Source organism: Candidatus Neomarinimicrobiota bacterium (assembly GCA_018647265.1).
Classification (GTDB): domain Bacteria; phylum Fidelibacterota; class Marinisomatia; order Marinisomatales; family TCS55; genus TCS55.
This window is the reverse complement of the sequence record JABGTK010000115.1, coordinates 1-25,643: the sequence shown is the minus strand read 5'-3', so window position 1 is coordinate 25,643 and position 25,643 is coordinate 1. Positions and strand designations below refer to the sequence as shown.

27 protein-coding genes and 1 pseudogene are annotated in these 25,643 nt (G+C 42.4%); all 28 read left to right on the top strand.

The window, feature by feature from the left end; genetic code table 11:
• Window positions 1-22: 22 nt before the first annotated feature.
• Window positions 23-904, top strand: a complete 882-nt coding sequence (locus HN459_06730) for a hypothetical protein (GenBank protein MBT3479144.1) — start codon at window positions 23-25, stop codon at window positions 902-904.
• Entirely contained in the window at window positions 901-1,749 is an 849-nt protein-coding gene (locus HN459_06725) for an MBL fold metallo-hydrolase (protein MBT3479143.1), read from the top strand. Before HN459_06730 ends, HN459_06725 begins: the two co-directional genes overlap by 4 nt.
• A 10-nt stretch (window positions 1,750-1,759) precedes the next feature.
• Window positions 1,760-2,110: a DUF309 domain-containing protein gene (locus HN459_06720; GenBank protein MBT3479142.1), complete on the top strand. Its 351-nt coding sequence runs from the start codon at window positions 1,760-1,762 to the stop codon at window positions 2,108-2,110.
• A 1-nt stretch (window position 2,111) separates the two neighbouring features.
• Window positions 2,112-2,450 carry a hypothetical protein gene (locus HN459_06715; protein MBT3479141.1) on the top strand — a complete coding sequence of 113 codons (339 nt, stop codon included), beginning with the start codon at window positions 2,112-2,114 and terminating at the stop codon, window positions 2,448-2,450.
• On the top strand, window positions 2,447-3,091 hold the full coding sequence (gene nth, locus HN459_06710; GenBank protein MBT3479140.1) for an endonuclease III: 645 nt from the start codon (window positions 2,447-2,449) through the stop codon (window positions 3,089-3,091). Before HN459_06715 ends, nth begins: the two co-directional genes overlap by 4 nt.
• Window positions 3,092-3,126: 35 nt before the next feature.
• Window positions 3,127-3,381: pseudogene (locus HN459_06705) on the top strand (biotin carboxylase).
• A 282-nt stretch (window positions 3,382-3,663) separates the two neighbouring features.
• Window positions 3,664-3,828 (top strand): hypothetical protein, encoded by a 165-nt coding sequence (locus tag HN459_06700; protein MBT3479139.1) that lies wholly within the window; start codon window positions 3,664-3,666, stop codon window positions 3,826-3,828.
• 136 nt (window positions 3,829-3,964) lie between these two features.
• Window positions 3,965-5,635, top strand: a complete 1,671-nt coding sequence (gene ilvD / locus HN459_06695) for a dihydroxy-acid dehydratase (GenBank protein ID MBT3479138.1) — start codon at window positions 3,965-3,967, stop codon at window positions 5,633-5,635.
• 14 nt (window positions 5,636-5,649) lie between these two features.
• Window positions 5,650-7,392, top strand: coding sequence for a biosynthetic-type acetolactate synthase large subunit (gene ilvB, locus HN459_06690; protein ID MBT3479137.1), 1,743 nt, complete (start codon window positions 5,650-5,652; stop codon window positions 7,390-7,392).
• A complete protein-coding gene (ilvN, locus tag HN459_06685) occupies window positions 7,389-7,952 on the top strand; it encodes an acetolactate synthase small subunit (protein ID MBT3479136.1) in 564 nt (187 codons plus the stop codon). Before ilvB ends, ilvN begins: the two co-directional genes overlap by 4 nt.
• Before the next feature lie 13 nt (window positions 7,953-7,965).
• Complete coding sequence (ilvC, locus tag HN459_06680) at window positions 7,966-9,009, top strand: ketol-acid reductoisomerase (protein MBT3479135.1); 1,044 nt, start codon at window positions 7,966-7,968, stop codon at window positions 9,007-9,009.
• 15 nt (window positions 9,010-9,024) lie between these two features.
• Complete coding sequence (gene leuB / locus HN459_06675; protein ID MBT3479134.1) at window positions 9,025-10,134, top strand: 3-isopropylmalate dehydrogenase; 1,110 nt, start codon at window positions 9,025-9,027, stop codon at window positions 10,132-10,134.
• Window positions 10,124-11,692, top strand: a complete 1,569-nt coding sequence (locus tag HN459_06670; GenBank protein ID MBT3479133.1) for a 2-isopropylmalate synthase — start codon at window positions 10,124-10,126, stop codon at window positions 11,690-11,692. Before leuB ends, HN459_06670 begins: the two co-directional genes overlap by 11 nt.
• Before the next feature lie 2 nt (window positions 11,693-11,694).
• Window positions 11,695-13,089 carry a 3-isopropylmalate dehydratase large subunit gene (gene leuC / locus HN459_06665; protein ID MBT3479132.1) on the top strand — a complete coding sequence of 465 codons (1,395 nt, stop codon included), beginning with the start codon at window positions 11,695-11,697 and terminating at the stop codon, window positions 13,087-13,089.
• A gap of 2 nt (window positions 13,090-13,091) precedes the next feature.
• Window positions 13,092-13,742, top strand: a complete 651-nt coding sequence (gene leuD / locus HN459_06660) for a 3-isopropylmalate dehydratase small subunit (protein ID MBT3479131.1) — start codon at window positions 13,092-13,094, stop codon at window positions 13,740-13,742.
• Window positions 13,742-15,370, top strand: a complete 1,629-nt coding sequence (locus HN459_06655; protein ID MBT3479130.1) for a citramalate synthase — start codon at window positions 13,742-13,744, stop codon at window positions 15,368-15,370. Before leuD ends, HN459_06655 begins: the two co-directional genes overlap by 1 nt.
• 172 nt (window positions 15,371-15,542) lie before the next feature.
• The gene (locus HN459_06650; protein ID MBT3479129.1) at window positions 15,543-15,962 is read left to right on the top strand and encodes a 6-carboxytetrahydropterin synthase; all 420 of its coding nucleotides are present in this window, start codon (window positions 15,543-15,545) and stop codon (window positions 15,960-15,962) included.
• Window positions 15,962-16,657, top strand: a complete 696-nt coding sequence (locus HN459_06645; GenBank protein ID MBT3479128.1) for a queuosine precursor transporter — start codon at window positions 15,962-15,964, stop codon at window positions 16,655-16,657. Before HN459_06650 ends, HN459_06645 begins: the two co-directional genes overlap by 1 nt.
• A 2-nt stretch (window positions 16,658-16,659) precedes the next feature.
• Entirely contained in the window at window positions 16,660-17,223 is a 564-nt protein-coding gene (gene folE / locus HN459_06640) for a GTP cyclohydrolase I FolE (GenBank protein MBT3479127.1), read from the top strand.
• 1 nt (window position 17,224) lies between these two features.
• Complete coding sequence (locus tag HN459_06635) at window positions 17,225-17,551, top strand: antibiotic biosynthesis monooxygenase (protein MBT3479126.1); 327 nt, start codon at window positions 17,225-17,227, stop codon at window positions 17,549-17,551.
• Window positions 17,538-18,926 carry a dihydrolipoyl dehydrogenase gene (gene lpdA, locus HN459_06630; protein MBT3479125.1) on the top strand — a complete coding sequence of 463 codons (1,389 nt, stop codon included), beginning with the start codon at window positions 17,538-17,540 and terminating at the stop codon, window positions 18,924-18,926. Before HN459_06635 ends, lpdA begins: the two co-directional genes overlap by 14 nt.
• A 37-nt stretch (window positions 18,927-18,963) precedes the next feature.
• A complete protein-coding gene (lipB, locus tag HN459_06625) occupies window positions 18,964-19,611 on the top strand; it encodes a lipoyl(octanoyl) transferase LipB (GenBank protein ID MBT3479124.1) in 648 nt (215 codons plus the stop codon).
• A complete protein-coding gene (locus HN459_06620) occupies window positions 19,611-21,617 on the top strand; it encodes a tungsten formylmethanofuran dehydrogenase (protein MBT3479123.1) in 2,007 nt (668 codons plus the stop codon). The genes lipB and HN459_06620 overlap by 1 nt, the downstream gene beginning before the upstream one ends.
• Entirely contained in the window at window positions 21,617-22,903 is a 1,287-nt protein-coding gene (locus HN459_06615) for a 2-oxo acid dehydrogenase subunit E2 (protein ID MBT3479122.1), read from the top strand. Before HN459_06620 ends, HN459_06615 begins: the two co-directional genes overlap by 1 nt.
• Complete coding sequence (locus HN459_06610) at window positions 22,903-23,727, top strand: methyltransferase domain-containing protein (protein ID MBT3479121.1); 825 nt, start codon at window positions 22,903-22,905, stop codon at window positions 23,725-23,727. The genes HN459_06615 and HN459_06610 overlap by 1 nt, the downstream gene beginning before the upstream one ends.
• Window positions 23,727-24,602 carry a lipoyl synthase gene (gene lipA / locus HN459_06605; protein ID MBT3479120.1) on the top strand — a complete coding sequence of 292 codons (876 nt, stop codon included), beginning with the start codon at window positions 23,727-23,729 and terminating at the stop codon, window positions 24,600-24,602. Before HN459_06610 ends, lipA begins: the two co-directional genes overlap by 1 nt.
• Complete coding sequence (locus tag HN459_06600) at window positions 24,599-24,940, top strand: hypothetical protein (GenBank protein ID MBT3479119.1); 342 nt, start codon at window positions 24,599-24,601, stop codon at window positions 24,938-24,940. Before lipA ends, HN459_06600 begins: the two co-directional genes overlap by 4 nt.
• Window positions 24,941-25,053: 113 nt before the next feature.
• Window positions 25,054-25,643 (top strand): endopeptidase La (locus HN459_06595; GenBank protein MBT3479118.1); only part of this gene is annotated, 590 nt, incomplete at its 3' end.

Genomic DNA, 25,643 nt, shown 5'->3' with positions numbered 1-25,643 from the left:
ATTCTCATTACAATCCTCAAAATTGTCCTTACCAAAAAGAATTAAATCCTACTTCGATCGGGCTGTCACCTCAATCTATGACGGTCCCTCAAACGCCCATCCCATTATTGCTCTGAATGCGCTGAAAAACACCATTGGGGATGACCGCCATAACCCATCCCAACCATTGCTGGAGGCTATGGCTGAATTGGCGGAAAAGTATCCACAACGAAAAGATGACAAGGCAGTGTTGGATGCGGTCGCCAAAGATGGTCTCGGCCTCACAGTTTTTATCGCCGATCTGGAGGACGCCTGCCAAAGTGGGAATCCAATAGAAATGGAGCAGGAAGCAGCGCGCCTCCAATGGGTGAGTGAGAATGGTTTGGCGGGGATTGATTGTTTACTGGAAGTGGCCCTCCAGGATTTTGATCGATTGGGACTATTTACCTATCATCTTCAGCGGGCCAATACTTTCAGTCCGGACGTGAAAAATACATGGCCTTATACCCGATGTTTACTGAAACAAATTTGCAAAGAATCCTTGCCCGACCCCCATGATAAAGTTGACTATGAAATAAGTATAATGGGTCAAGTGTCAAAAGATAAAATGCAATTAATTAAAATGGCTGCAGCCAATCGTTTGTGGAATGGGGATTATGTCCGTATTGAGGGCTATCGCCGGGAGCTCTCCTATTGGTTCAGTAGGGTATCGGTTGAAATTGGTTCGGGCAAAAATATCATGAATGGACTTGAAGATTATATGAAAAATGGCGGTAACTTTTTTATCAAATTGGCAGAGGGATTGATTGAAAATCCCGTTTGGGAAGTAAATATCATCCAGTTGGAAGCATTGCGGTATTTTGCCAAAAATTCTCAGAATAATCTGCCTAACATTTCAACCCACTTAACAAAATTGACAAAATGAACATTGGCGGCTACGACCTCTACAGCATAGAAACTAGCGTTTTCGCCCTTGATGGGGGTGCCATGTTTGGCATCATCCCCAAACCACTATGGGAAAAAGAAGCGCCTGCGGATGATCAGAATCGTATCACCATGGTCACTCGATCTTTACTCTTGGTTGGGCATGGTAGAAAAATTATTGTGGATACGGGCAATGGCAATAAATGGCAGGATAAATTCAAAGCTATCTATAATATTGATACGGAAACGGTGAACCTGAATTCGTCTTTGGCGAAACATAATTTTACAGCGAATGAAATTACAGATGTCTTTTGTACCCACATGCATTTTGATCATATCGGTGGAAACACCAAATTTGTAAATGGCAAACTAGAACCGGTTTTCCCTAACGCCACCTATTGGATGCAAAATGAAAACTGGGATTTGGCCAATTCACCATCTGAAAAAGATCAGGGCAGTTTCATGGAAGCGGACTGGTCCGTGTTGGCGGAAAATGGCATGATCAAAATCGTGGATGGAAAAGAATCCTTTTTACCTGAAATCACCATGGAAATGTCTTACGGACATACCACCGGAATGATGCTGCCCAAGATTCAGGATAGCAGCAATACAATTGTTTACATGGCGGACCTCATTCCAATGGCAGCCCATATCCCTTTGCCTTGGGTTATGGCTTACGATATTCTGCCTGTCCTCACCGTTCAGGAAAAGCAATTATTTTTACCCAAAGCGGTGGATGAGAATTGGATACTATTTTTTGAACACGATCCTGTTCATCAGGCCTGCACCGTTCATTTTGACGGGAAGCATTACCGCTTGAAAGAATCAGTCACCATCAGTGGGTGAAGCAGTAGAGATGGAAGTCCTTTTTCAAAAGGGGCTGGCGGAATATGAAAAGGGCGATTATTTCGAGGCCCACGAAGCTTGGGAGGATCTTTGGTCTGATTACAATTTTCCCGATCGGAAATTCATCCAAGGGCTGATTCAGCTTGCTGTAAGTTTTGTCCATTTGGGAAATGGCAACTTGACCGGTGCCCGGAACCTCTTGAAAAAATGTGAAAACAAATTTGCCGAATACGCAGGCATCCAAAGAAATATCAATATAAATGAATTGAAGTCTTCCATTGAAGCAGTAGAAATAGTTTATGAAGATATGGAAAATGCGTCAGAATTTGACTGGGACCTTGTCCCGAATTTGAAAGGATAATATGAGTAATATTGCACTCTTTGTGAAAGATTTTCAGAAGGGGACGGAACTGTCGGAGCGGCTCACCGCCATCGATATGGAAGTCACTTTTACTGAATCTATTTATGATCTTCCGGATCAGTGCAGGATTGGAATCGTTGATCTGGACGACGAGAAATTTGGAAATGTTCAATTTGTTTCTAAACTGAACAGTAAGACCGGAATGACCCTGCTAGGGTATATGAATAAAGTGCATAAAGAAACTCGGGATAAACTGAAAGCGGCCGGATGTGATTTGGTGATTTCTAAAGCATCTATAGTAACGAATATCCAATCTTTGGTTAAAGAACTCACAAAGTGAGGGAGAGTAACACCAGAAAAGTTGGACGGGCAAAAGCGGTTTTTAAAACTCTATTGGGGGAATACCCTAACGCCAAATGTTCTCTCCATTATAATTCTGCCCATGAATTGTTGGTAGCAACAATTCTCTCCGCTCAATGTACAGACCATCGCGTTAACCAGGTGACACCGGCACTATTTAAAAAATATCCATCGCCGGAAGATTTTGCTTATTGTGATGTCATGGAACTGGCGAAAGATGTTCATTCTTGTGGATACCACAATCAAAAAGCGAAGTCTATCCAGGGATCCAGTTTAAAAATTATAGAAGAGCATGAGGGGCAAGTCCCCAATGATATGGATGAATTGGTGAAGCTCCCGGGAGTGGGTCGCAAGACCGCCAATTGCGTTTTGGGAGAAATTTATAATGTGCCCTCTATGGTGATTGATACCCACATGGTGCGCATCATGAATCTTTTGAAATTCGTCAATACTAAAGATGCGAAAAAAATCGAATTTGAATTGATGGTATTATTCGAGGATAAAAACTGGGTCAAACTCACCCATTTAATTATTGATCATGGCCGCGCAGTATGTATCGCGCGGCGACCCCAATGCGGTACCTGTGTGGTTAATGAACTGTGTCCATCGGTTATTACTTAGAAAAAACATTTCAACAAAAAAATCTGAAAAAACACATGTCAATCGATCCAAATTCCAAGAGTTCACTTGATAAACTTAATGCCCGGATTGAGAAAACGCTGGATTCATCTCGAACCGAAGCTGCTGAAAAAAGGCATAATAAAGGCTATCGAACTGCACGAGAAAACTTAAAAGATTTATGTGATGCCAATTCATTTATTGAATATGGTCAATTGGCCGTGGCGGCCCAGCGCAAAAGGCGTAACCTAGATGATCTTCAAACAAAAACTGCTGCCGATGGTGTAATCACGGGAGAACTTGGCGCTATGGGTTTAAAAAGAATTGGAAGCGGAAAAGGATCCAAAAGCACAGAAAGCACTTTACGATAAACTCGTCCAACAAATGTATGATACAGGCAAAGCCACCGAAGCGGCATCATTTTTAGAAATAGATGCTGTTATTGATCCTGCAGACACACGCACAATTATCATAAATGCACTACAATAAATATATTTTACTATCTTGTAAAAAAAGTATTGTACCTAGTTATTCCTAGTCTCTAAGCTTGCGCCCACGTTATCACAGTATTGATAATGGATTACTTGAATAAGATGATGAATAATACAATATCAGCCAGAACAATCCAAAGCGGCCCCATCGGTGTGCTTAATCTTGATATTGAATCGTTGCGAATTAACTCGCTAATTATTGATCTCTTTATTCTAGTGATTATTGGACTCGCCGTCCAAGTCGCCTGACCGAATATTTGACAAACGGTAGGTGAAGATGACGGTGGGACAAAAACTCCCTCCCAATACCCCTACCCAAATGAATATTCCATCTGATTAGACTTGATGCGTGTCCATAAATTTTTGAAAATAAATGGAAGCATTAATGCGATCAGATACAATAAAAAAAGGGTTTGAACATGCCCCCCACCGGAGTTTGCTCCGGGCCACTGGTGTCATTCAAACCGAATCAGATTTTGAGAAACCGTTCATCGGTGTGGCCAATTCCTACATTGACCTGATTCCCGGCCACGTCCATTTACAGGAATTTGGCAAGGTGGCCAAACAAGCTATTCGGGAGGCCGGTGGCATCCCCTTTGAATTCAATACTATCGGCGTGGATGATGGCATTGCCATGGGTCACATAGGGATGCGTTATTCCCTTGCCAGTCGAGAGTTAATTGCGGACAGTGTAGAAACGGTAGCCGAAGCCCATCGCTTGGATGGCCTCATGTGTATTACTAATTGCGATAAGATTGTCCCAGGGATGCTCATGGCAGCCGTTCGAATAAATATTCCCACTGTTTTTGTCTCCGGCGGGCCCATGAAAGCGGGAAATCTTGATGGAGAAAAAGTTGATTTAATTTCTGTTTTTGAAGGTGTGGGTCAAGTTCAATCGGGTGCTATTTCTGAGGAGAAACTTACTGCTCTAGAAAAAGAAGGCTGCCCCACCTGCGGTTCCTGTTCCGGCATGTTCACCGCAAATTCTATGAATTGTTTGATGGAAGCATTGGGGATTGCTCTCCCGGGGAATGGATCTATTTTAGCTGTGGATGATGGTCGTTTAGATTTGGTGAGAGAGGCAGGGAAACGAATTGTTGACTTAATAGATAAAAATATAAAACCAAGAGATTTGGTTACGTCTGAATCAATCCGAAATGCATTTGCTCTCGATATGGCCATGGGTGGCAGCACCAATACGGTTTTACATACATTGGCCATTGCCATTGAAGCGGGCCTCGAATTTGACTTAAAAGAATTAAATGAAATTGCAAAAAAGACGCCTTATATCTGCAAAGTAAGTCCCGCCACCAAAGATGTTCACATGGAAGATGTGGATCGCGCCGGTGGCATTTCGGCAATATTATCTGAATTATCAAAAAAAGATAATATACTTGATTTGGATTGTCCAACTGTTACGGGAAAATCGTTGGGGGAGAATATCCGCGGCGCAGTATCCAAGGATGAGCGGATTATTCGGACTGTGGATACCCCCTATTCTCAAGAGGGCGGATTGGCCATTCTTTTCGGTAACATAGCTCCCGATGGATCGGTGGTAAAAACGGCAGCGGTGGAAGAAAAAATGTTGGTTCATTCCGGCCCGGCCCGGATTTATGCATCACAGGAGGAAGCTTTATCGGGCATCATGGATAAAGAAGTGCAACCCGGTGATGTGGTGGTCATTCGTTATGAAGGACCTAAAGGCGGTCCCGGTATGCCGGAAATGTTATCCCCCACCAGCGCCATAATGGGAATGGGATTGGGTGATAAAGTAGCCTTGATTACAGACGGGAGATTTTCCGGTGGAACGCGGGGTGCTTGCATTGGTCACATTTCACCAGAAGCAGCCAATCGCGGGCCCATTGCCGCAATAAATGAAGGAGATACAATTCATATTAATATCCCTGAAAAAAGCATCAATGTTGAACTGAGCGACGAAGAAATCCAATCTCGCTTGGCTGCGCTTCCAGAGTTTGAACCAAAAATAAAAAATGGATATTTAGGACGGTATGCCCGTATGGTGACATCGGCAAATACCGGTGCTGTATTAAAGTAGGATTAATTATAAAAATGGATAAAAGAATATTAACAGGTGCTGAGATAATTTGGGAATGTATAGCCAAAGAAGGAGTCGATGTAGTCTTCGGCTATCCTGGTGGCGCCATACTCCCTGCCTATGATGCATTGGAAAAATACCGTGACAAAATACATCATGTTTTGGTGCGCCATGAACAGGGGGCAACCCATATGGCTGATGGGTATTCCCGTGCCAGTGGCAAGGTCGGCGTTGCAATGGCGACTTCCGGTCCCGGCGCAACCAATATGATTACGGGCATGGCCACGGCCATGATGGATTCTGTTCCCATGGTTTGCATCACCGGCCAGGTTCCCTCATCGGTCATTGGTTCGGATGCATTTCAGGAGATTGATATCACCGGTGCGGCAATTCCGGTTACGAAACATAATTATCTTGTTATGGATATTAACGAATTGGCTGACACGATTAAAGAAGCATTTCACGTGGCGCGCAGCGGTAGGCCTGGCCCTGTTTTAGTTGATATTCCAAAAGATATACAAAATCAATCTATTGAATTTAATTACCCGAAATCACTGATTGATATGCCGGGAGAAGTGAAGCCACCAGGTGCTACGGAAGAACATTTAAAAACATTTGCAAGAATGATAGAAGAAGCAGAACGTCCATTCATTCTGGCGGGCCATGGCATCATTATGTCTGAAGCAACTCAAACTGTGATTGAACTTTCTGAGCAAGTCAACATTCCTATTGGCACCACATTATTAGGTATTGGCGGTGTTCCGGCCAGCCATCCGTTAGTCTTTGGAATGATGGGTATGCACGGTGAAACTTGGGTAAACCAAGCTATCCAAGAGGCGGACCTTTTGATTGCTTGCGGCATGCGTTTTGATGACCGTGTTACGGGTAAACTGGAAAATTATTCTCCCAATTCAAAAAAGATACATGTTGAAATTGATCCAGCTGAGATTAATAAAAATATAAATGTTGATTTACCAATCCATGGAGATTTAAAGACGGTTCTTACTCAAGTTTTACCATTAGTTAAGAAACAAGATAATCGGCCATGGTTACAGAAAATTGATGGTTGGCGGAGTGATTCTAAAGGGAAAGACATTATACATCAGAATACTGACGCACTCATGGCCGCTCAGGTGATTCGAAAAATTTGGGAAGGGACTAAGGGCGATGCCCTTATTGTAACGGACGTGGGCCAGCATCAAATGTTGGAAGCGCAATATTATGAACATGAAGATCCACGGACATTACTTACATCTGGTGGATTGGGCACCATGGGATTCAGCCTTCCGGCGGGTATCGGTGCTAGTTTTTATGAAAAAGATAGAGAAATTTGGATCATTGTTGGTGATGGTAGCTTTCAAATGACCATGACGGAATTGGGTACGGCCGTTCAGGAAAATTGCAATATTAATATTGCAATTATAAATAATGGATACTTGGGAATGGTGCGCCAATGGCAGGAAATGTTTTATAACGCCCGCTATTCTGAAACGCCCATATTAAGTCCTGATTATGTGAAATTAGCTGGTGCTTACGGTTTAGAAGCCTATAAGGTTCAGGAATTAAAAGATGTTATTCCAACCATGCGCAAAGCCCAAAAACAGCAAGGACCATCTCTTATCGAATTTATCGTAGAAAAACATGATGTTGTTTATCCCATGGTGCCAACAGGTGCAGACCTACATCAAATGATTGAACGTCCGTTAAAAGAATCCAATGGAGAATTGACTCAAGAAAAGAAAGAATCGATCAAATGAAACAGACATTGATTGCCTTAGTCGAAGATAAACCAGGTGTACTTAACCGAATTGCCAGTTTATTCCGCCGAAGGAATTTTAATATTGATAGCCTTGTGGTTGGCAAGAGTGAAAAAAAAGGCATTAGCCGCATGACCATCGTTGCCAATGAAGTGGATAGACGTAAAAGAGGTAATATCTATTTTAATCTTTTAAACCTCGTGAATGTTGTAGCAGTGAAGGATGTTTCTGAATTGGCTTGTGTTACGCGGGAATTTATTTTCATCAAAGTTCATGCCGGCCCCGAACGATTAAATGAACTTAATCTGCTGGTGAAAAAATTTGGTGCCCGCATCGTTGATATGGGACTTGAAACAGTCATCATTGAAACGGCGGACGAAAAAGAAGTTATCGATGAATTGGTTGAAGCATTACAGCCATTCAACATTACCGAAATCATGCGTACAGGAAAAATATCCATGCGCCGAGGTAGAACCCATAAAGTATTATCAGAAAAAATTAACGCAACGGCGGAAGAAGTGAATTGGCAGCCGGAGCAAATCCATACATACCATAACTAAGGACATATAACTCATGAAAGAAATCAACATTAATGGACACCGTGAAACAATCGTAGAACGATCCGACTATCCTGTAGAAAAGTGTAAAGAAATTTTGGATAAAGAAGTGACTGCAATTCTGGGATACGGTCCCCAAGGGCGGGGGCAAGGTCTCAATATGCGTGACCAGGGATTCAATGTGATTCTTGGTTTGCGCCGTGGTAAAAGTTGGGAAAATGCCTTGGCTGACGGCTGGGTAGAAGGTGAAAATTTATTTGAGTTGGAAGAAGCGACCAAGCGCGGATCCATCGTCCAGTTTTTAATCTCCGATGCGGCCCAGATCCAGCTATGGCCCATGGTAAAAGACAATTTAGATGAGGGGGATGCCATATATTTTTCCCACGGTTTTGGTATTGTTTTCCATGAGGATACCCATATCATTCCGCCGGAAAATATTGATGTAATCCTTGTTGCTCCAAAAGGGAGTGGATTAACTGTTCGAAACCATTTTCTGGATGGCCGGGGCATTAATGCATCCTTTGCCATTCATCAGGATTATACAGGAAATGCGAAAGACCGCTGTATTGCCACTGCCTTTGCATTTGGTTCAGGCCATTTGTTTGAAACTACTTTTGAAAAGGAAGTTCATAGCGATCTAACTGGTGAACGATGTGTTTTAATGGGACTACTGCAAGGTGCCTTTTTGGCACAATATGAAGTATTAAGAGAACATGGTCATTCACCATCGGAAGCCTATAATGAAACGATTGAAGAAGCACTCCAGAGTTTATATCCATTGGTGGCTGAAAAAGGTATGGACTGGATGTATGCCAACTGTTCCACCACAGCTCAGCGCGGCGCATTAGATTGGGCACCAAAATTCAAAGATTCCATTAAACCTGTTATTGAAGAATGTTACCAAAGTGTATTGAGCGGCGAAGAAGCCCGAATCTCTATTGAAACAAACTCTAAGCCGGACTACCGCGAACAATTGGAAAAAGAATTGGCGGAAGTAAATAACCAGGAAATGTGGCAGGCGGGGAAACAGTTGCGCCCATTAAGACCGGAAAATATTTAAATAAGGAATAGTATTATGAAATCCTATCAATTAACTGTTTTACCGGGGGATGGCATTGGTCCAGAAATTATGGATCCGGCACTTCAGGTTTTAGATTTGGTCGGCCAGGAATTCAGTGTGCAGTTTGATTATGAAGAAGCATTATTCGGCGGCTGTTCCATTGATAAACATGGTGTACCGGTGACGGACGAAACATTGGAAAAATGCAAAAAATCCGACGCTGTACTTTTGGGCGCAGTGGGTGGACCCAAATGGGATTCACAGCCCCATGAGAATAAACCGGAACAAGGCCTTTTGAAGTTGCGAGAATCCTTAGGACTTTATGCCAATCTTCGTCCCGCCAAAATATACAATGCTCTTTTAGAAGCATCTTCCCTACGTCCCAGCGTAATTCGAAAAGCGGATGTAATGGTTGTGCGTGAATTAACCGGTGGAATCTATTTCGGAAAACCGCGTGGTATGGATAAAAATAAAGGATGGAATACACTCACTTATTCACGAAAAGAAGTTGAACGTATTGCCCGCTCCGCGTTTGAATTGGCACGAAAACGGGATAACAGAGTCACTTCTGTTCATAAAGCTAATGTGTTAGAAAGTTCTCAATTCTGGCGGGATGTTGTTGAAGAAGTCCACAAAGAATATCCCGATGTTTTTCTGAACGAGATGTATGTGGATAATGCCGCCATGCAATTGGTGCGGGATCCCAAACAGTTTGATGTAATTGTGACCCAAAATTTATTTGGCGATATTCTTAGTGATATTTCTGCTATGGTCACGGGAAGCCTGGGAATGCTCCCATCTGCAAGTCTTGGAGAAAAACATTCACTCTATGAACCGGTCCACGGAACTGCGCCTGAGATCGCCGGACAAAATCGGGCCAATCCATTGGCCATGATTGGTTCTGTCGCCATGATGCTGGATTACACATTTGACTTACCCGATGCAGCGACCATGATCTATGATGCCATAAGTGAAGTGCTGGAACTTGGTTTTCGCACGGAAGATATTGCCACCCGCAATACCTCCGTAGTAAGTACAACCGGTATGCGTGATCTTATCTTGGAAAAATGCGCCGACAAATCTGATTCAATTATTGAAATGGTAAGGATGTCTTATGAAGGATAAAATTGTTATTTTTGACACAACGCTCAGGGATGGGGAACAAGCGCCCGGTTGCTCTCTTAACTTGGTGGAAAAAATTGAGATCGCTAAGCAATTGAATAAACTGAATGTGGATGTAATTGAAGCAGGATACCCCGTATCATCCAAAGTGCAATTTGATGCGGTACAGCGTATCGCCGATGCTGTGGATACGGTGGTGGCCGGGTTGGCCCGAACTGTTGATAAAGATGTGAAAGCTGCTTATGATGCTTTGAAGCATGCAGAAACATTTCGAATCCATACTTTTGCAGGCACATCGGATATCCATATGATGGGAAAATTCGGCAGCGACCGTTACGGAAAAACTCTGGAAGAAAAACGTCAGCATATTTTAAAAATTTCTTGTGATGCGGTGGCATTAGCCAAAACATTTACAGATGATGTGGAATTTTCCCCGGAAGATGCGGGACGAACCGATATTGGATATTTATCTGAAATTGTAGAAGCAGTCATCGCTGCCGGTGCCACAACGGTGAATATTCCAGATACAACTGGATATACTATGCCCTTAGAGTTTGGTGAAAAAATTGCCGAATTAAAACGGCGCGTTAGCAATATTGATCAAGCGGTAATTAGTGTCCATTGCCATAATGATCTGGGATTGGCCGTAGCCAACTCCCTTTCTGCCATAACCAACGGTGCCCGCCAAGTGGAATGTACCATCAATGGTATTGGTGAAAGAGCAGGGAATGCATCCTTGGAAGAAATTGTCATGGCCCTTGCAGTCCGTGAAGATTTATGGGATGTGGAAACAAAAATAAATACATCCGAGATATTTAACGCCAGTCGTATGGTGTCTTCATTTACGGGTATGGTTGTTCAACCTAACAAGGCTATTGTGGGTGATAATGCGTTTGCCCATGAATCGGGTATTCACCAGGATGGTATGTTGAAAGATAACAAAACCTACGAAATTATTAATCCAGAAGAAGTGGGAGTCCATGAGTCTAAAATTATTTTGGGCCGACATTCTGGTCGTCATGGATTGGATTCTCGTCTGAAAGCCATTGGGTTTGATCCATCAGAGGAAGAGCTGAATTCGGTATATCAACGGTTCCTGGAATTGGCCGATAAGAAAAAAGAAGTATTTGACGACGACCTGCGCCTCCTAATGGGTCAAGAAGTGGTCCAAAAAGATTACCGCCATTTCCTGGATTATCTTCACGTTAATCTTGGAACAACAACAATTCCAACTGCAACAGTTCGAATCAAGTCTGACGATAGATTGGTGGAAGAATCTGCTACGGGCGATGGTCCGGTGGATGCCTGTTTCAATGCCATTGATCGTGCGTTGAATTCGAAATTCCACATTGAATCTTACCAAGTACGCTCCGTAACTGTTGGGCGGTCTGCCCAAGGTGAAGCGCATCTCCGTTTGAAAAATGGTGAACAATCTTTCTCCGGCCGCGGCGTTTCTACAGATATTGTTGAAGCCAGTGCCAAAGCATATCTACAGGCCATTAATGAATACAGCATTCAGAGCGAAGTGAATGAACTTCTTGCTGCTGTGACAGCACCATAAACATGACGGGAAAAACACTATATGATAAATTGTGGGATGCTCATTTGGTCCACGAAGACGACAATGGGAATGCACTGCTGTATATTGATCGTCAGTTAATTCATGAAGTAACCTCGCCTCAAGCTTTTGAAGGACTTCGCTTGGCCAATCGAAAACCATGGCGGACATCAGCAAATCTTGCGGTGGCGGATCATAACATTCCAACTAAGAATCGAGAGCAAGGAATTGCAGACCCTATTTCTGCCCTACAAGTTGATACATTGGTAGAAAACTGTAAATACTTCGGTGTACCCTATATTCCCATGGATGATGACCGCCAAGGAATCGTTCATGTGGTGGGGCCTGAGCAGGGTGCAACCTTGCCGGGGATGACTATCGTATGTGGTGATTCACACACGGCCACGCATGGTGCTTTAGGTGCTTTAGCTTTTGGAATAGGTACATCTGAAGTGGAACACGTTATGGCTACCCAATGTCTAGTTCAGCGCAAATACAAAAATATGTTGATAAAGGTAGATGGAGATTTGCAAAAAGGGGTGACCGCCAAGGATTTGGTTTTGGCCATTATTAAAAAAATTGGCACTGCAGGCGGCACGGGTCATACCATTGAATTCGCAGGAGAAACGATTCAAGCTTTATCAATCGAAGAGCGGATGACAGTATGTAATATGGCCATCGAAGCTGGTGCCCGTGCAGGGCTTATTGCTGTCGACGCAAAAACAATTGAATATGTAAAAGGTCGGCCTTTTGCCCCAAAGGGCACTCAATTAGTTTTGGCTGTGACTTATTGGAAAACACTTTCTTCGGATACAGATGCCAAATTCGACACTATTATCGAATTGGATGCGGACGGCATTATACCCCAAATCACTTGGGGCACATCCCCAGAGATGGGACTGGACGTAGGTGAAGCCATACCAATGACCGGCCAAAATGGTATTGAAAATGCACTGGATTATATGGGACTTTCTGATGGTGGCTCATTGTCCGATTATAAATTGGATAAGGTGTTTATTGGTTCTTGCACCAATTCTCGCATTGAGGATTTGCGTGCCGCAGCCCAAATTGTAAAGGGAAAAAAGGTGGCCGAAACAATCAAGTTGGCTATGGTTGTTCCCGGATCAGGAGAAGTGAAAAATCAAGCTGAATCTGAGGGACTGGACAAAGTATTTGTGGATGCTGGATTCGAATGGCGTGAACCGGGGTGCTCCATGTGTTTAGCCATGAATGCTGATCGACTGGAACCGGGGGAGCGATGTGCTTCTACATCCAATAGAAATTTCGAAGGACGACAAGGACAAGGGGGACGCACCCATTTGGTGAGTCCAATCATGGCAGCCGCTGCCGCTGTTCACGGCCATTTTGTTGATGTAAGAGAAATGCTGAAGGCGTTATAATTATGGATAAATTTTTAAATTTTACTGGATTAGTTGCGCCTATCGATCGTCCCAATGTGGATACGGACGCCATCATTCCGAAGCAGTTTTTGAAATCAATCAAACGGACTGGATTTGGTCCCAACCTTTTTGATGAATGGCGTTATTTGGACAAGGGTGAACCGGGAATGCCCTGTAAAAATCGACCATTGAATCCGGATTTTGTCTTAAACCAGGATCGCTACCAAGGCGCTTCGATTTTATTAACGAGAGAAAATTATGGTTGCGGCTCCAGTCGTGAGCATGCCCCATGGGCCATTCAAGATTATGGTTTCCGTGTCATCATTGGCCCCAGTTTTGCGGACATTTTCTACAATAACTGTTTCAAAAATGGATTGCTGCCCATTGTATTAAGTGATTTTCAAGTTGATGAACTTTTTCAAACTGTTGATCAAACTACTGGATTTGAATTGGCGATTAATCTGAAAGACCAAACAATTCAACACTCCAATAGTGAATCCATTTCATTTGAAATTGATGAATATAAAAAACTCTGTCTCTTGCATGGTTTAGATGAAATAGATCAAACAATGGGAATGAAAGATAAAATTCAATCTTTCGAAGAAAAGCACCGGAATTTTAATCCATGGGTATTTGAGGATTTGGTTCTCTGATGAAACCAAGAATATTTGAAATATTTGATACCACTTTAAGAGATGGAACCCAAGGAGAGGGCGTTAACCTTTCCGTTGAGGATAAAATCAGAATTGCGTTACGTCTTGATGAATTTGGGGTAGATTTTATCGAAGGAGGATGGCCCGGGAGTAATCCAAAGGATGAAGCATTTTTTAAACGGATTCGGGAAGAAAAATTAGAGGTTGCACGAATTTGTGCTTTTGGTTCCACAGCCCGTTTCCCTGATAAAGTAAAATCAGATGCCAACCTGAATGCCATGTTAGTGGCTGAAACATCCGTAGTTTCATTATTTGGCAAATCATGGAAACTTCATTCTGAAATTGGATTGGAACTGGATGAATCAGAGAATGAAGCATTAATCTATGAATCCATTCGATTCTTAAAATCTGAAGGACGCCATGTCATTTTTGATGCAGAACATTTCTTCGATGGATATAAAGATGATTCTGAATTTGCACTCCGTATGGTAAAAGCAGCCGAGAAAGCTGGAGCCGACACTGTCGTATTATGTGACACCAATGGTGGTTCACTACCTTCAGAAATTTCTCAGATTATTTCAACCACTAAGAAAACCATCAGCGCCCCCTTAGGTGTTCATGCCCATAATGATAGTGAAATGGCGGTGGCTAATACTTTGGTAGCCGTTGAGGCTGGGGTGGGTCATGTGCAAGGGACGATTAATGGATTGGGTGAACGCTGTGGGAATGCCAACCTTATGAGTATTATTCCTAATCTCGTTTTGAAACTGGGTTTGAAACCGGTCCAAAATTTAGATTTATCCAAACTTTCTTCTTTATCTCATTATGTATCGGAGGTGATGAATTTGGCACCGGATCAGCGGGCGGCATATGTGGGCCGATCTGCCTTCGCCCATAAGGGTGGCATTCATGTAAGTGCCGTCCTGAAAAATAGCGCCATGTATGAACATATTGAACCGGAAATAGTGGGGGCCCAAAGACGCGTTTTGGTTTCTGACCTTTCCGGACAGAGTAACGTCCGCTATAAAGCATCGGAGCTGGGGGTGCGTCTCAATGGAGACAAAGCACTCACCAAAAAGGTTGTGGATCGGATAAAGTCTTTGGAACATGCGGGATACCAGTTTGATGGAGCGGAAGCATCATTTGAACTAATTCTACAAGAAGAGTTAGGCGCTTATAAACCATTCTTTGATGTATTGGATTCACGCATCAATGTGAATTATGATGAGGATGGGCACAAGCGTGCTGATGCGATGCTGAAAGTAATTGTAGATGGAGAAATTGAACATACAATTGCCGACGGCGTCGGGCCTGTAAATGCATTAAATCTGGCGCTTAAAAAAGCATTGGTTCGATTTTACCCTGAAATCGATGACGTAAAACTGGTGGATTATAAAGTGCGTGTTTTGGATGAGCGCGCCGGCACCGAATCGAAGGTTCGTGTGTTGATTGAAAGTAGTGATGGAGAAGAATCGTGGTCAACTGTAGGCGTTTCAGAAAATATCATTGAAGCCAGTTGGCAGGCGTTAAGAGATAGTTTTAATTATCGGTTATTTAATACAATAGACAAAAAAGTACTTAATTCTAGAGTTGAAGAATTAGCCGGTCCGTCAAACATCCCTGTTTGACGATTCCTAAGGCTTCGTATATAACAACGACAAACATGGATGATTGTCGGAAAATAAATGCTCAGAATTTCTGAGACGTTTTTCTTTTAAATTGTAACCATAATCCTTTTGTCCACAGAGGGCAATAGCCTAAATTATACCTTCAATAATATTTGTAGCATACAATAAAAAAATGAACAATCCCTATTTAACCAAAGTTTTCTATTTCAACGCCGCCCATCAATACGGTCATGGGGACTGGACGGATGAAAAAAACTGGGATGTGTTTGGTCCCGATTCAAAAGTCCATGGACATAACTATACATTAGAGGTCATGGTGACCGGTGAGATTAATCCCGAAACAGGATTCATTGTTGACTTGGGCCACTTGAAGAAAATTGTTGAAACACATGTAATCGATATATTGGATCATAGCCAAATTGAAAAAGAAGTGGATTGGTTCAAGGATAAACAGCCCAGTTCTGAAAACTTGGTTCAGTTCATTTGGGAACAGATTGCCCCCCGATTGAAAGGGGCCAAACTACATAGAATTCGACTCCGGGAAACACCCACTATTTTTACTGATTATTACGGTCCGAGCTCCGCGAGTTAATGGACTTTAAAAACCGACTTTTCCTCATTTTGACGGGCATCTTTATTGCCTCACTGATTAGCGCAAACCTTATCTTCCAAAAATTTTTTACATGGACACCGTTCGGCCTTTATACTTTTGAATTGTCCGTAGGCATACTTCCCTATCCGGTTACATTCTTGGTCACGGATCTCATTTCAGAATTGTACGGAAAAAAGAAAGCCAACCAGGTTGTGTTATCGGGATTGGTGGCTTCTGTATTTGTTATGGGTGTCGTTATCCTTGCCAACTTTGTGCCCCAAACCGAATGGTCCCCGGTGGGAGATGAAACATTCACAAAAGTATTTGGATTATTTGGACCGGCAGTATTTGCATCCATGGTGGCTTATTTAGCGGCCCAATATATTGACATCAGAATATTTCATTTTTGGAAAAGGCTCACCAAAGGAAAACATCTTTGGCTAAGGAATAATGGTTCAACAATCGTCTCCCAATTGGTGGATACATCAGCCGTATTGATTCTGTTATGTACGGCCGGCGCCATAGATTGGGTAAGATTCTGGCCCTTATTGGCTAACGGATTTATGTTCAAGGTATTGGTGGCATTATTGGATACACCATTGTTTTACCTAGGGGTATGGGCTTTGAAGGATAAAATCCACGAAGATCCTGATGAAGTCGATTGGGCTAAACATTCATTTGCAGAAGAGGCATAACTATGACGAAAAATTTTGATCGGTTAGAAAACATTACCAAGGATTTACTCGAAATTATCGGGGAAGATTCAAAACGGGAAGGGTTGGTAAAAACACCAACGCGCGTTGCCAAATCTTGGGAATATTTTTCTCAAGGTTACCGCGCCAATTTAAATGATATTATAAATGACGCAGTTTTTCACGAAGATTGTAGTGAGCTAATCGTTGTTCGAGACATTGAATTCTTTTCCATGTGTGAACACCATATGATTCCATTTTTTGGTAGAGCCCATGTGGGCTATTTGCCCGATGGGAAAGTGATTGGCCTTTCAAAAATTCCCCGAATTGTTGATATGTTTTCCCGCAGACTTCAATTGCAGGAACGGTTGACATCTCAAGTAGCTAATACGCTACAAGAAGTACTTGATCCAGTTGGCGTAGCCGTTGTCATGGAAGGCCGTCATCTCTGTATGCAAATGCGCGGTGTTGAAAAACAAAATAGTTATGCATCCACATCTGCCATGTTGGGTCAATTCAGAAAATCGGCAGAAACGCGAGCAGAATTTTTAAGCATTATAGGAAAATAAAATGAGCCTAGCCAATACACCAAAACCACCATATTATGCGGTCATTTTTACCTCGATTCATACACTTGAAGAAAAGGAAGAATATGATACAGCATCAACTCGAATGTCTGAACTTGCACAAAATATGCCTGGATTCTTAGGGGTAGAATCAGTGCGTGAATCTAATGGGTTTGGTATTACATCGGTCTATTGGAAAGATAAAGAATCCATTAAAGCATGGCGCAATCACAGCGAACATAAAATAGTTAAAAAACGCGGTAAGGCGATTTGGTATGAAAAATATATTGTTCGGATTGCAAAAGTAGAAAAAGACTATGGTAAAATTTGATATTGCTGTTTTAGGCGGTGGCCCCGGGGGGTATGTTGCTGCCATTCGTGCGGCCCAATTGGGTAAAAATACAGTCATTATAGATGAAGATAATTTGGGTGGTGTTTGCCTGAATTGGGGATGTATCCCCACCAAAGCATTGTTGAAAAATGCTGAAATTCTCCATTATGTGAAAAATAGTAAAAAGTTTGGGATTAATATTCCGGAATATGATGTGGATTTTAGTAAAACAATCAAACGAAGTCGTGATGTCTCCAACCGTCTTTCTAAGGGAATCGAATTCTTGATGAAGAAAAATAAGATTACCCATATCAACGGTAGAGGAGTATTGAAATCCGCCAATGAAATTGAAGTGACCAATGGCAAAAAGAACGATTCGGTAAAAGCGGACAGTATTATTATTGCCACTGGGGCGCGGCCAAGAATTTTTCCAGGAATGGAGCCGGACGGGAAACAGGTGATTACCTCCAAAGAAGCCATGATTTTAAAGGAGCCGCCGAAGAAAATGGTCATTATCGGCGCCGGTGCGATTGGGGCAGAGTTCGCCTATTTTTATAATGAATATGGCACTCAGATTCACCTAATTGAAATGATGTCCAACATCCTCCCAGTAGAAGATGTGGATGTCTCTAAAGAAGTGGAAAAAAGTTTTAAAAAATCCGGCATTAAGATTTACACAGAAACAAAAGTGACCCAAATTGAGAAGCTAAAAACCAGAGTGAAGGTTCATGCTGAAAAGGGTGGAAAGAGCCAAACCATTGATGCGGATATTGTTTTGAATGCAGTTGGGGTCACGGGGAATATTGAGAATATTGGTCTAGATGATATTGGAGTCAAAACAGACCGGGGCGCCATCACAATTAATGAATTTAATCAAACTTCCGTCCCCAATATTTATGCCATTGGTGATGTCTCGGGACCGCCTTGGTTGGCCCATGTAGCATCGGCCCAAGGCCATGTAGCGGCGGAGCATGCTGCCGGTGAGAACGCTCATCCAGTGGATTATTCAAATATTCCCGGATGTACTTATTGTCAGCCTCAAGTGGCCTCCTTGGGAATGACAGAAGCGGTAGCCAAAGAAATGGGACATGATATTAAAGTAGGACGATTTGATTTTCGTGCCAGCGGAAAAGCTCTGGCAATCCGAGAATCCACTGGGTTTGTAAAAATTATTTTTGACGCCAAATATGGCGAATTGTTGGGTTGCCACATTGTGGGCAGCGAAGCGACTGAATTAATCGCCGAACTAGGTGTGGCCAAGGCGTTGGAAACAACTTGGCAAGAAATTGCAATGACGGTTCATGCCCATCCCACTTTATCGGAAGCGGTCATGGAAGCGGCCTTGGATGCATTTGGCCAGAGTGTTCATCAGTAATGCTTCGTCAAGCTCATTGTCACAATTATAACTAAGAATGAAAAACCAAATTAAAGTCATAGACTTAGGCCAAATGGATTACCAATCTTCTTGGGATTTCCAAAAGGAATACCACCAAAAAGTGTTAATAGGACAGGCGCCAGATACATTGATATTTGTAGAGCATGAACCAGTCTATACGTTAGGCAAAAACGCGGATGAAAATCATTTGCTTCAATCAGCGCCAAAAGATGCAAAAGTATTCAACGTAGAACGAGGTGGCGATATTACCTTTCATGGTCCTGGGCAAATTGTGGGATATCCGATTTTGGATCTTCACCGATTTAAAAAAAATGTCAGTTGGTATATGCGAACTTTAGAACAAATGATGATCGATACGTTATTCACTTATGGTATTGAGGCAGGATTGAAAGAAGGGCTAACTGGTGTTTGGGTTGGTGATGAAAAGATTGGCGCCCAAGGTGTTCGAATCTCCCGTTGGGTTACGATGCATGGGTTTGCTCTTAACGTGAATACAGATCTCAATTATTATGGGGGGATAATTCCCTGCGGTATTTTTGAATATGGTGTCACATCCATGGAAAAGGTTCTGGGGGGAAAACAAGATTTATCCTTAGTGAAAAACAAGATAACACAATCATTTAATGATGTATTTCATATGCAGGAAATAGTAGAGGTGAATTGATGCCAAGATTGCATGGATTCCAGAAAAAAGAATTATTAGAGATTTACCGAAAGATGGTTCTGGCCCGGCGGTTGGATGAAAAAATGATGATTATGATACGGCAAGGGAAATCGTTTTTTCATATTGCTTGCTCTGGTCATGAAGCAGCCCAGTTGGCTGCATCTTCAAATTTGAAACCGGGTGAAGATTGGATATATCCCTATTACAGGGATGCGGCCTTGACCTTGGGTCTTGGGGTGACGAGTAAAGATCATTTATTGGGATTTTTGGCGCGGAAGGATGATCCTGCATCCGGTGGTCGCCAAATGCCCCAGCATTTTGGGGATAAAGAATTACGAATCGTGAGTCAATCCAGTCCCACTGGCACCCAATTTTTACAGTCTGTTGGTTCGGCTTTGACCCGAAAGTGGGAAGGGAAAAAGGAAGTGGTCTATGTGTCCTCTGGTGAGGGGACTACAAGCCAGGGTGAATTCCATGAAGCGTTGAACTGGGCCAGTCGGGAAAAGCTTCCGATTATTTTTCATGTAGAAGATAATGAGTATGCTATTAGTGTTCATATTTCTGAACAAACTTCTGGCGGATCGGTTTATTCCATGGTGGCTGGTTACCAAAATTTGGCTCGTTATAATGTAGATGGAACAGATTTTTTTGAGACTCATTTGGCTTTTCAAAAAGCAGTGGATCGTGCTCGAAAAGGGAAAGGTCCTTCAGTTATTGTTTCCAATGTTGTACGATTATTACCTCATTCCTCTTCTGATGACCAACGAAAGTACCGCTCAGAAGAAGATCTTGAAACTGATAGAAAAAGGGATCCAATTTTACGGTTTGAAGAAGCCTGCATCGAAGGGAAAACTATTCAACAAAAAGAATTTGATAAGATCCGTGATGAAGTCAAAACTCTTGTAGATAAAGAAACAGAGTGGGCGGAACAGCAAGAGCATCCTGAGAAATCAACAGCTATGGATTATATTTATTCCCATGAACCGGCTTTAGAAGAAACCAACTTTAATGAAATCAGCGAAAAAGTTGTATTGGTGGATGCTATCAATCATGCCCTTTCTGAAGAGATGGGGAAAAATGATAAAATGGTGATATTTGGAGAAGATGTTGCGGATCCCAAGGGTGGTGTATTTACGGCGAGCCGGGGACTTACAAATAAATATGGAAAAGATCGTGTTTTTAACTCTCCATTAGCTGAAGCATCTATTGTTGGGACTGGAATTGGCATGGCTTGCGCAGGGTGGAAGCCCGTTATTGAGATACAGTTTGGTGATTATATATGGACGGCAATGATGCAGATTAGGAATGAATTGTCCACCATGCGCTACCGATCAAATAATGCCTGGAGTTGCCCCGTTGTGATTCGCGTTCCTGTAGGTGGGTATATTCACGGCGGACTTTGTCACAGCCAATCAATCGATGGATATTTTATGCATATTCCGGGAATTCGAATTGCCTATCCATCAAATGCGGCAGATGCCAAGGGATTGCTAAAAGCGGCTTGCCGGATGGATGATCCTGTGTTATTTATGGAACATAAAGGACTATACCGCCAGGGATTTGCGGCGACACCAGAGCCGGACGAAAATTATATACTGCCATTTGGTAAAGCGCGAGTATTGCAAGAAGGCGCTGTTTTAACCATTATAACCTGGGGTGCCATGGTGCAAAAATCTATCGAAGCGGTTAAAAAAGAAGGCATTGATCCTGGGATTGTGGAAATCATTGACCTGCGGACACTCAATCCACTGGATGAAAAAACAATCAGTGCATCCGTTGAAAAAACTGGTAAAGTTTTAGTGGTTCATGAGGATAATTTAACCAACGGTCCAGGGGCAGAAATTGCAGCAATCATTGCCGAACGACATTTTGAAGACTTGGATGGCCCCATAAAACGGGTAGGTTCAGCGGACTGCCATGTGCCTTTTAACTGGTTTTTAGAAGAAGAGATTCTTCCCCAAACCCTTAATATTCAAACTGCGCTAAAAGAATTACTGGAGTACTGATGATTGTAGATGTTGTTATGCCAAAAATGGGTGAATCAATTACTGAAGGCACCATTATAGAATGGCGCAAAAAAGTGGGTGATGCCATAGAATTGGACGAAATTTTATTGGAGATTGGCACAGATAAAGTAGATTCTGAAATTCCCAGTCCAACAGCTGGTGTCCTTGTTGAAATCCTCGCCGAGCCCAATGATGTACTGGATGTGGGTGCTGTTATTGCACGGGTTGAAACAGAGGCCGGCGCAGCGAAACCGATTGCATCGCCACCAAAGAAAGAAAAGCCGGTGGTTGAACCTGACCCCATTGTTGAAAAACCTGTAGAAGCGCCAAAACCAGTGACTCAAACACGACCTCCAATACAGGCTTCAGGGGAAAAGAAATTTATTACACCAGTGGTTAATAAAATTGCTGCAGAAAATGGTATTGGTTTTGAAGAACTGATGACCATTTCCGGTTCAGGCAAAGGCGGTCGAGTGACCAAACTGGATATTTTAAAATATTTGGAAAGTCGCACTGCCGCACCAGCGCCTCAACAACAAAGCAGTATCCCGAAACCGGCAACTGCACCGGCATTCACTGGTGATGAAGCCAGAGTTGAAATGGATCATATGCGCAAACTGATTGCTGGTCATATGCGAAAAAGTATAGAAACATCGGCCCATGTTTATGTCATGACAGAAGTAGATATGTCCGCTATTGTGAATTATGTTAATTCCCAGGAAGATGCTTTCTATAAAAAGGAAGGATATAAACTTACCTACACACCTTTCATAATACAGGCTTGCGTTAAGGCATTGACTGCCAATCCAGATATGAATGCATCCATCGATGGATCAGCGATTATTTATCATAAAAATGTAAATATTGGAATGGCCGTGGCTGTGGATAAAGGTCTCATGGTTCCTGTTATGGCCAGATGTGAAGAGCTTAATTTTCTTGGGTTATGCCGTAAGGTGAGAGATATGGCCGTGCGTACTCGCAACAAACAATTGAACCCCGATGAACTCCAGGGATCCACATTTTCCATTTCCAATTTTGGCGTATTCAATGTTACTATGGGAACACCAATTATCAACCAACCAAACGTGGGAATCCTCGGTGTGGGTGTGGTGAAAAAACGGCCTGTGGTGATTGAAACAAACGAAGGGGATACAATAGGGATCAAAAGTATGATGTTCTTATCCTTAGGGTTTGATCATCGATTGGTAGATGGTGCCGGCGGCAGTCAATTTATCGAATCTGTCAGGCAAAATATTGAAAACATTAATTTAGAAAACATAATCTAATGCCTATTGATCACGTATTAAAACTCTATTCAGAATCGATCCGTTCGCCCTATCTACACTATGGATTTTGGGATCATCCTGAAAATGTGAATGTGGATAATATTTCTTTAGATGAAATGGTGGCTGCCCAGGGACGCTATATCGAACACTTGACTTCCTTCATTCCCGAGGATGTGAAAACTGTCCTAGATGTGGGCGCAGGAATCGGTGGCAATTCCAGTTATCTTTTATCGCAAGGGTATTCAGTAGAAGCATTGTCTCCAGATGAATACCAAGAAAGTGTATTTGCGAAAAAATATAATGGTGAGGTAAAATTTCACCGGACGAAGTTTGAGGATTTCGAACCGGAAAAACAATATGACCTAGTGCTGGAGAGTGAAAGTGCTTGTTATATCCAGATTGAGACGGGGTGGAAAACAGCTCGAAAAACCATTAGAGATGGGGGCTACCTTTTGGCCTCCGATTATTTTCTTCATCACAATGATGGTAGCGGTGATTGGCATATCAAGGCCGCTCATGATGAAAAAATCTATATGGAAAAAGCAAAAGAATATGGTTTTAAACTAATTCGCGAATATGATCAAACAGAGAATACCATGCCAACCTTGGATGGTGCTAAAGCATTCATGGAGCGGTTCATTTATCCAACGGTAGAGTTCTCTTCAAACTATTTGGATAAAAAGCATCCTTTTATTTTAAAGGTAATTAAAAAAGCATTTGGTAAAAAAGTAAATAAAAAGCTGAAACAATTCTCATTACTCGAAAGTGATGATTTTAGAAAATACAAACGATATATGATTTACCTATTTCAGAAAGTGGATTGATGGAAATAACCGCCAAAAGAACCATTTCCAAAAAACCAAAAATTCGTCTGCAATACGGGGAGGATTACAAATTCGTCCAGGAGGTTGTGAGTACCAACAAACTCAATACTGTTTGTGAAGAAGCTCGCTGTCCCAATATTTATGAATGCTGGGGCCGCGGTACAGCCACTATTATGATTCTCGGGAATACTTGTACTCGTTCATGTGGATTCTGTTCTGTGAATACAGGAAAGCCTCAAGTCCTGGATGAGATGGAACCGGTGCGAACGGCAATGGCGGTGAAGAAAATGAATTTGAGTCATGTCGTGATTACCTCAGTAGATCGGGATGATCTAAAAGGTGATTATGGTTCAAAGATTTGGGCAGAGACAATTAAACAAATTCACCACCACGTCCCTGAATGTACCGTTGAAGTTTTGACGCCTGATTTTCAAGGATTCAAACCGGCATTGGAAACAGTATTTGAAGCAGCGCCAGAGATTTTTTCTCACAATGTAGAATGCATCGAACGGATTAGCCGACAAGTCCGCGCACAGTCAGTTTGGTCTAGAAGCCTAGATGTTTTGAAACAATCAGTGGATTATGGGTTGCTGACCAAAACAAGCATGATGGTTGGTCTTGGTGAATCAAAAAGCGAGGTAGTTGAAACTATGAAAGAAGTGGTGGATTTGGGTGTAGAGATTTTTACCATTGGTCAATATTTACAACCGACCAAGAATCACCTACCTGTGAATCGTTATGTTGAAGATGAAGAATTTGAAGATTACAAAAGGATAGGATTAGAATTGGGTTTTCGTGTAGTGGAATCAGGTGCATTGGTGCGGAGTTCTTACCATGCAGATGAACAAGCGCGACTAGCAAAGGTAATAATATGAATCAATATAAAAATTTAATCTATAGTTTGGTTGTGGTATCTGGATTTATTTTAGTTTGGATGGTTTACGGGGACCAGGGAATCGCTCCTATTCCTGAATCTGAAATTGCTGAAGCCGATATTACTGAATCAGAAGCACCCTTAATCTTGGTTGATGGAAAGGTACCACCAAAACTTTCGAATTTTGTGGCCCACATGCAGTTCATTGATGAAAGTACCTGTTTGAAGTGTCATGCAACGGAGCGAGAAATGAATTTTGGGTCTGGCGTAATGCAGGTAAAAAAGATGCCCCACGAATTTCGGGAAAACTGTGTCTCTTGTCATATCTTACCAAAGTAAACCGATATGGCAGAGAAATTGGTGAAAATTGATGTTTTTACGTCATAAAAGCAAAGTATTATTGATGGCACAAAGTTTGACTCAACTATGTCTGACTTAAATTAAGGAATGTCATGAGCGACGAATTTGAAAAAGATTTAAACGAAGATTTGCTGGAAGAAAGCGAAACTTATCCTGTAATGCCTTTGCGGAATACGGTATTATTTCCGCAGCAAGTAATTCCGATTTACATCGGCAGGGATAAATCCCTGAAGCTAATTAACGAATTGCCACCCAAGAGCAAGCATATTGTTGTGGTGGCCCAGGAAGATGGCTCCATAGAAGATCCTAGCCCAGAAGATTTATACTCTTTTGGAACGCTCGCGGTTGTCCTGAAAGTTTTTGATATGCCGGACAATAGTAAATCCGCCATTGTCCAAGGGATCGATCGCGTTAAAATTTTATCCTATAAAGAAAAAGAACCATATTATCGTGCTGCTGTTCAACGTGTTGCAGACACTTCTCCGACGGATGATATAGAACTCGATGCCATGGGAAGTAATCTTCGCCAGGTATTCGGTGATTTGATCCAGGTAGCGCCCAACCTGAGTGAAGAGCACACGGGCATGTTATCCAACATCCAGAAGCCATCACGATTGGCCGACAGAACCGTTTCATTGCTTACAGTTTCTAACCCTGAAAAACAGGAGATATTGGAAGAACT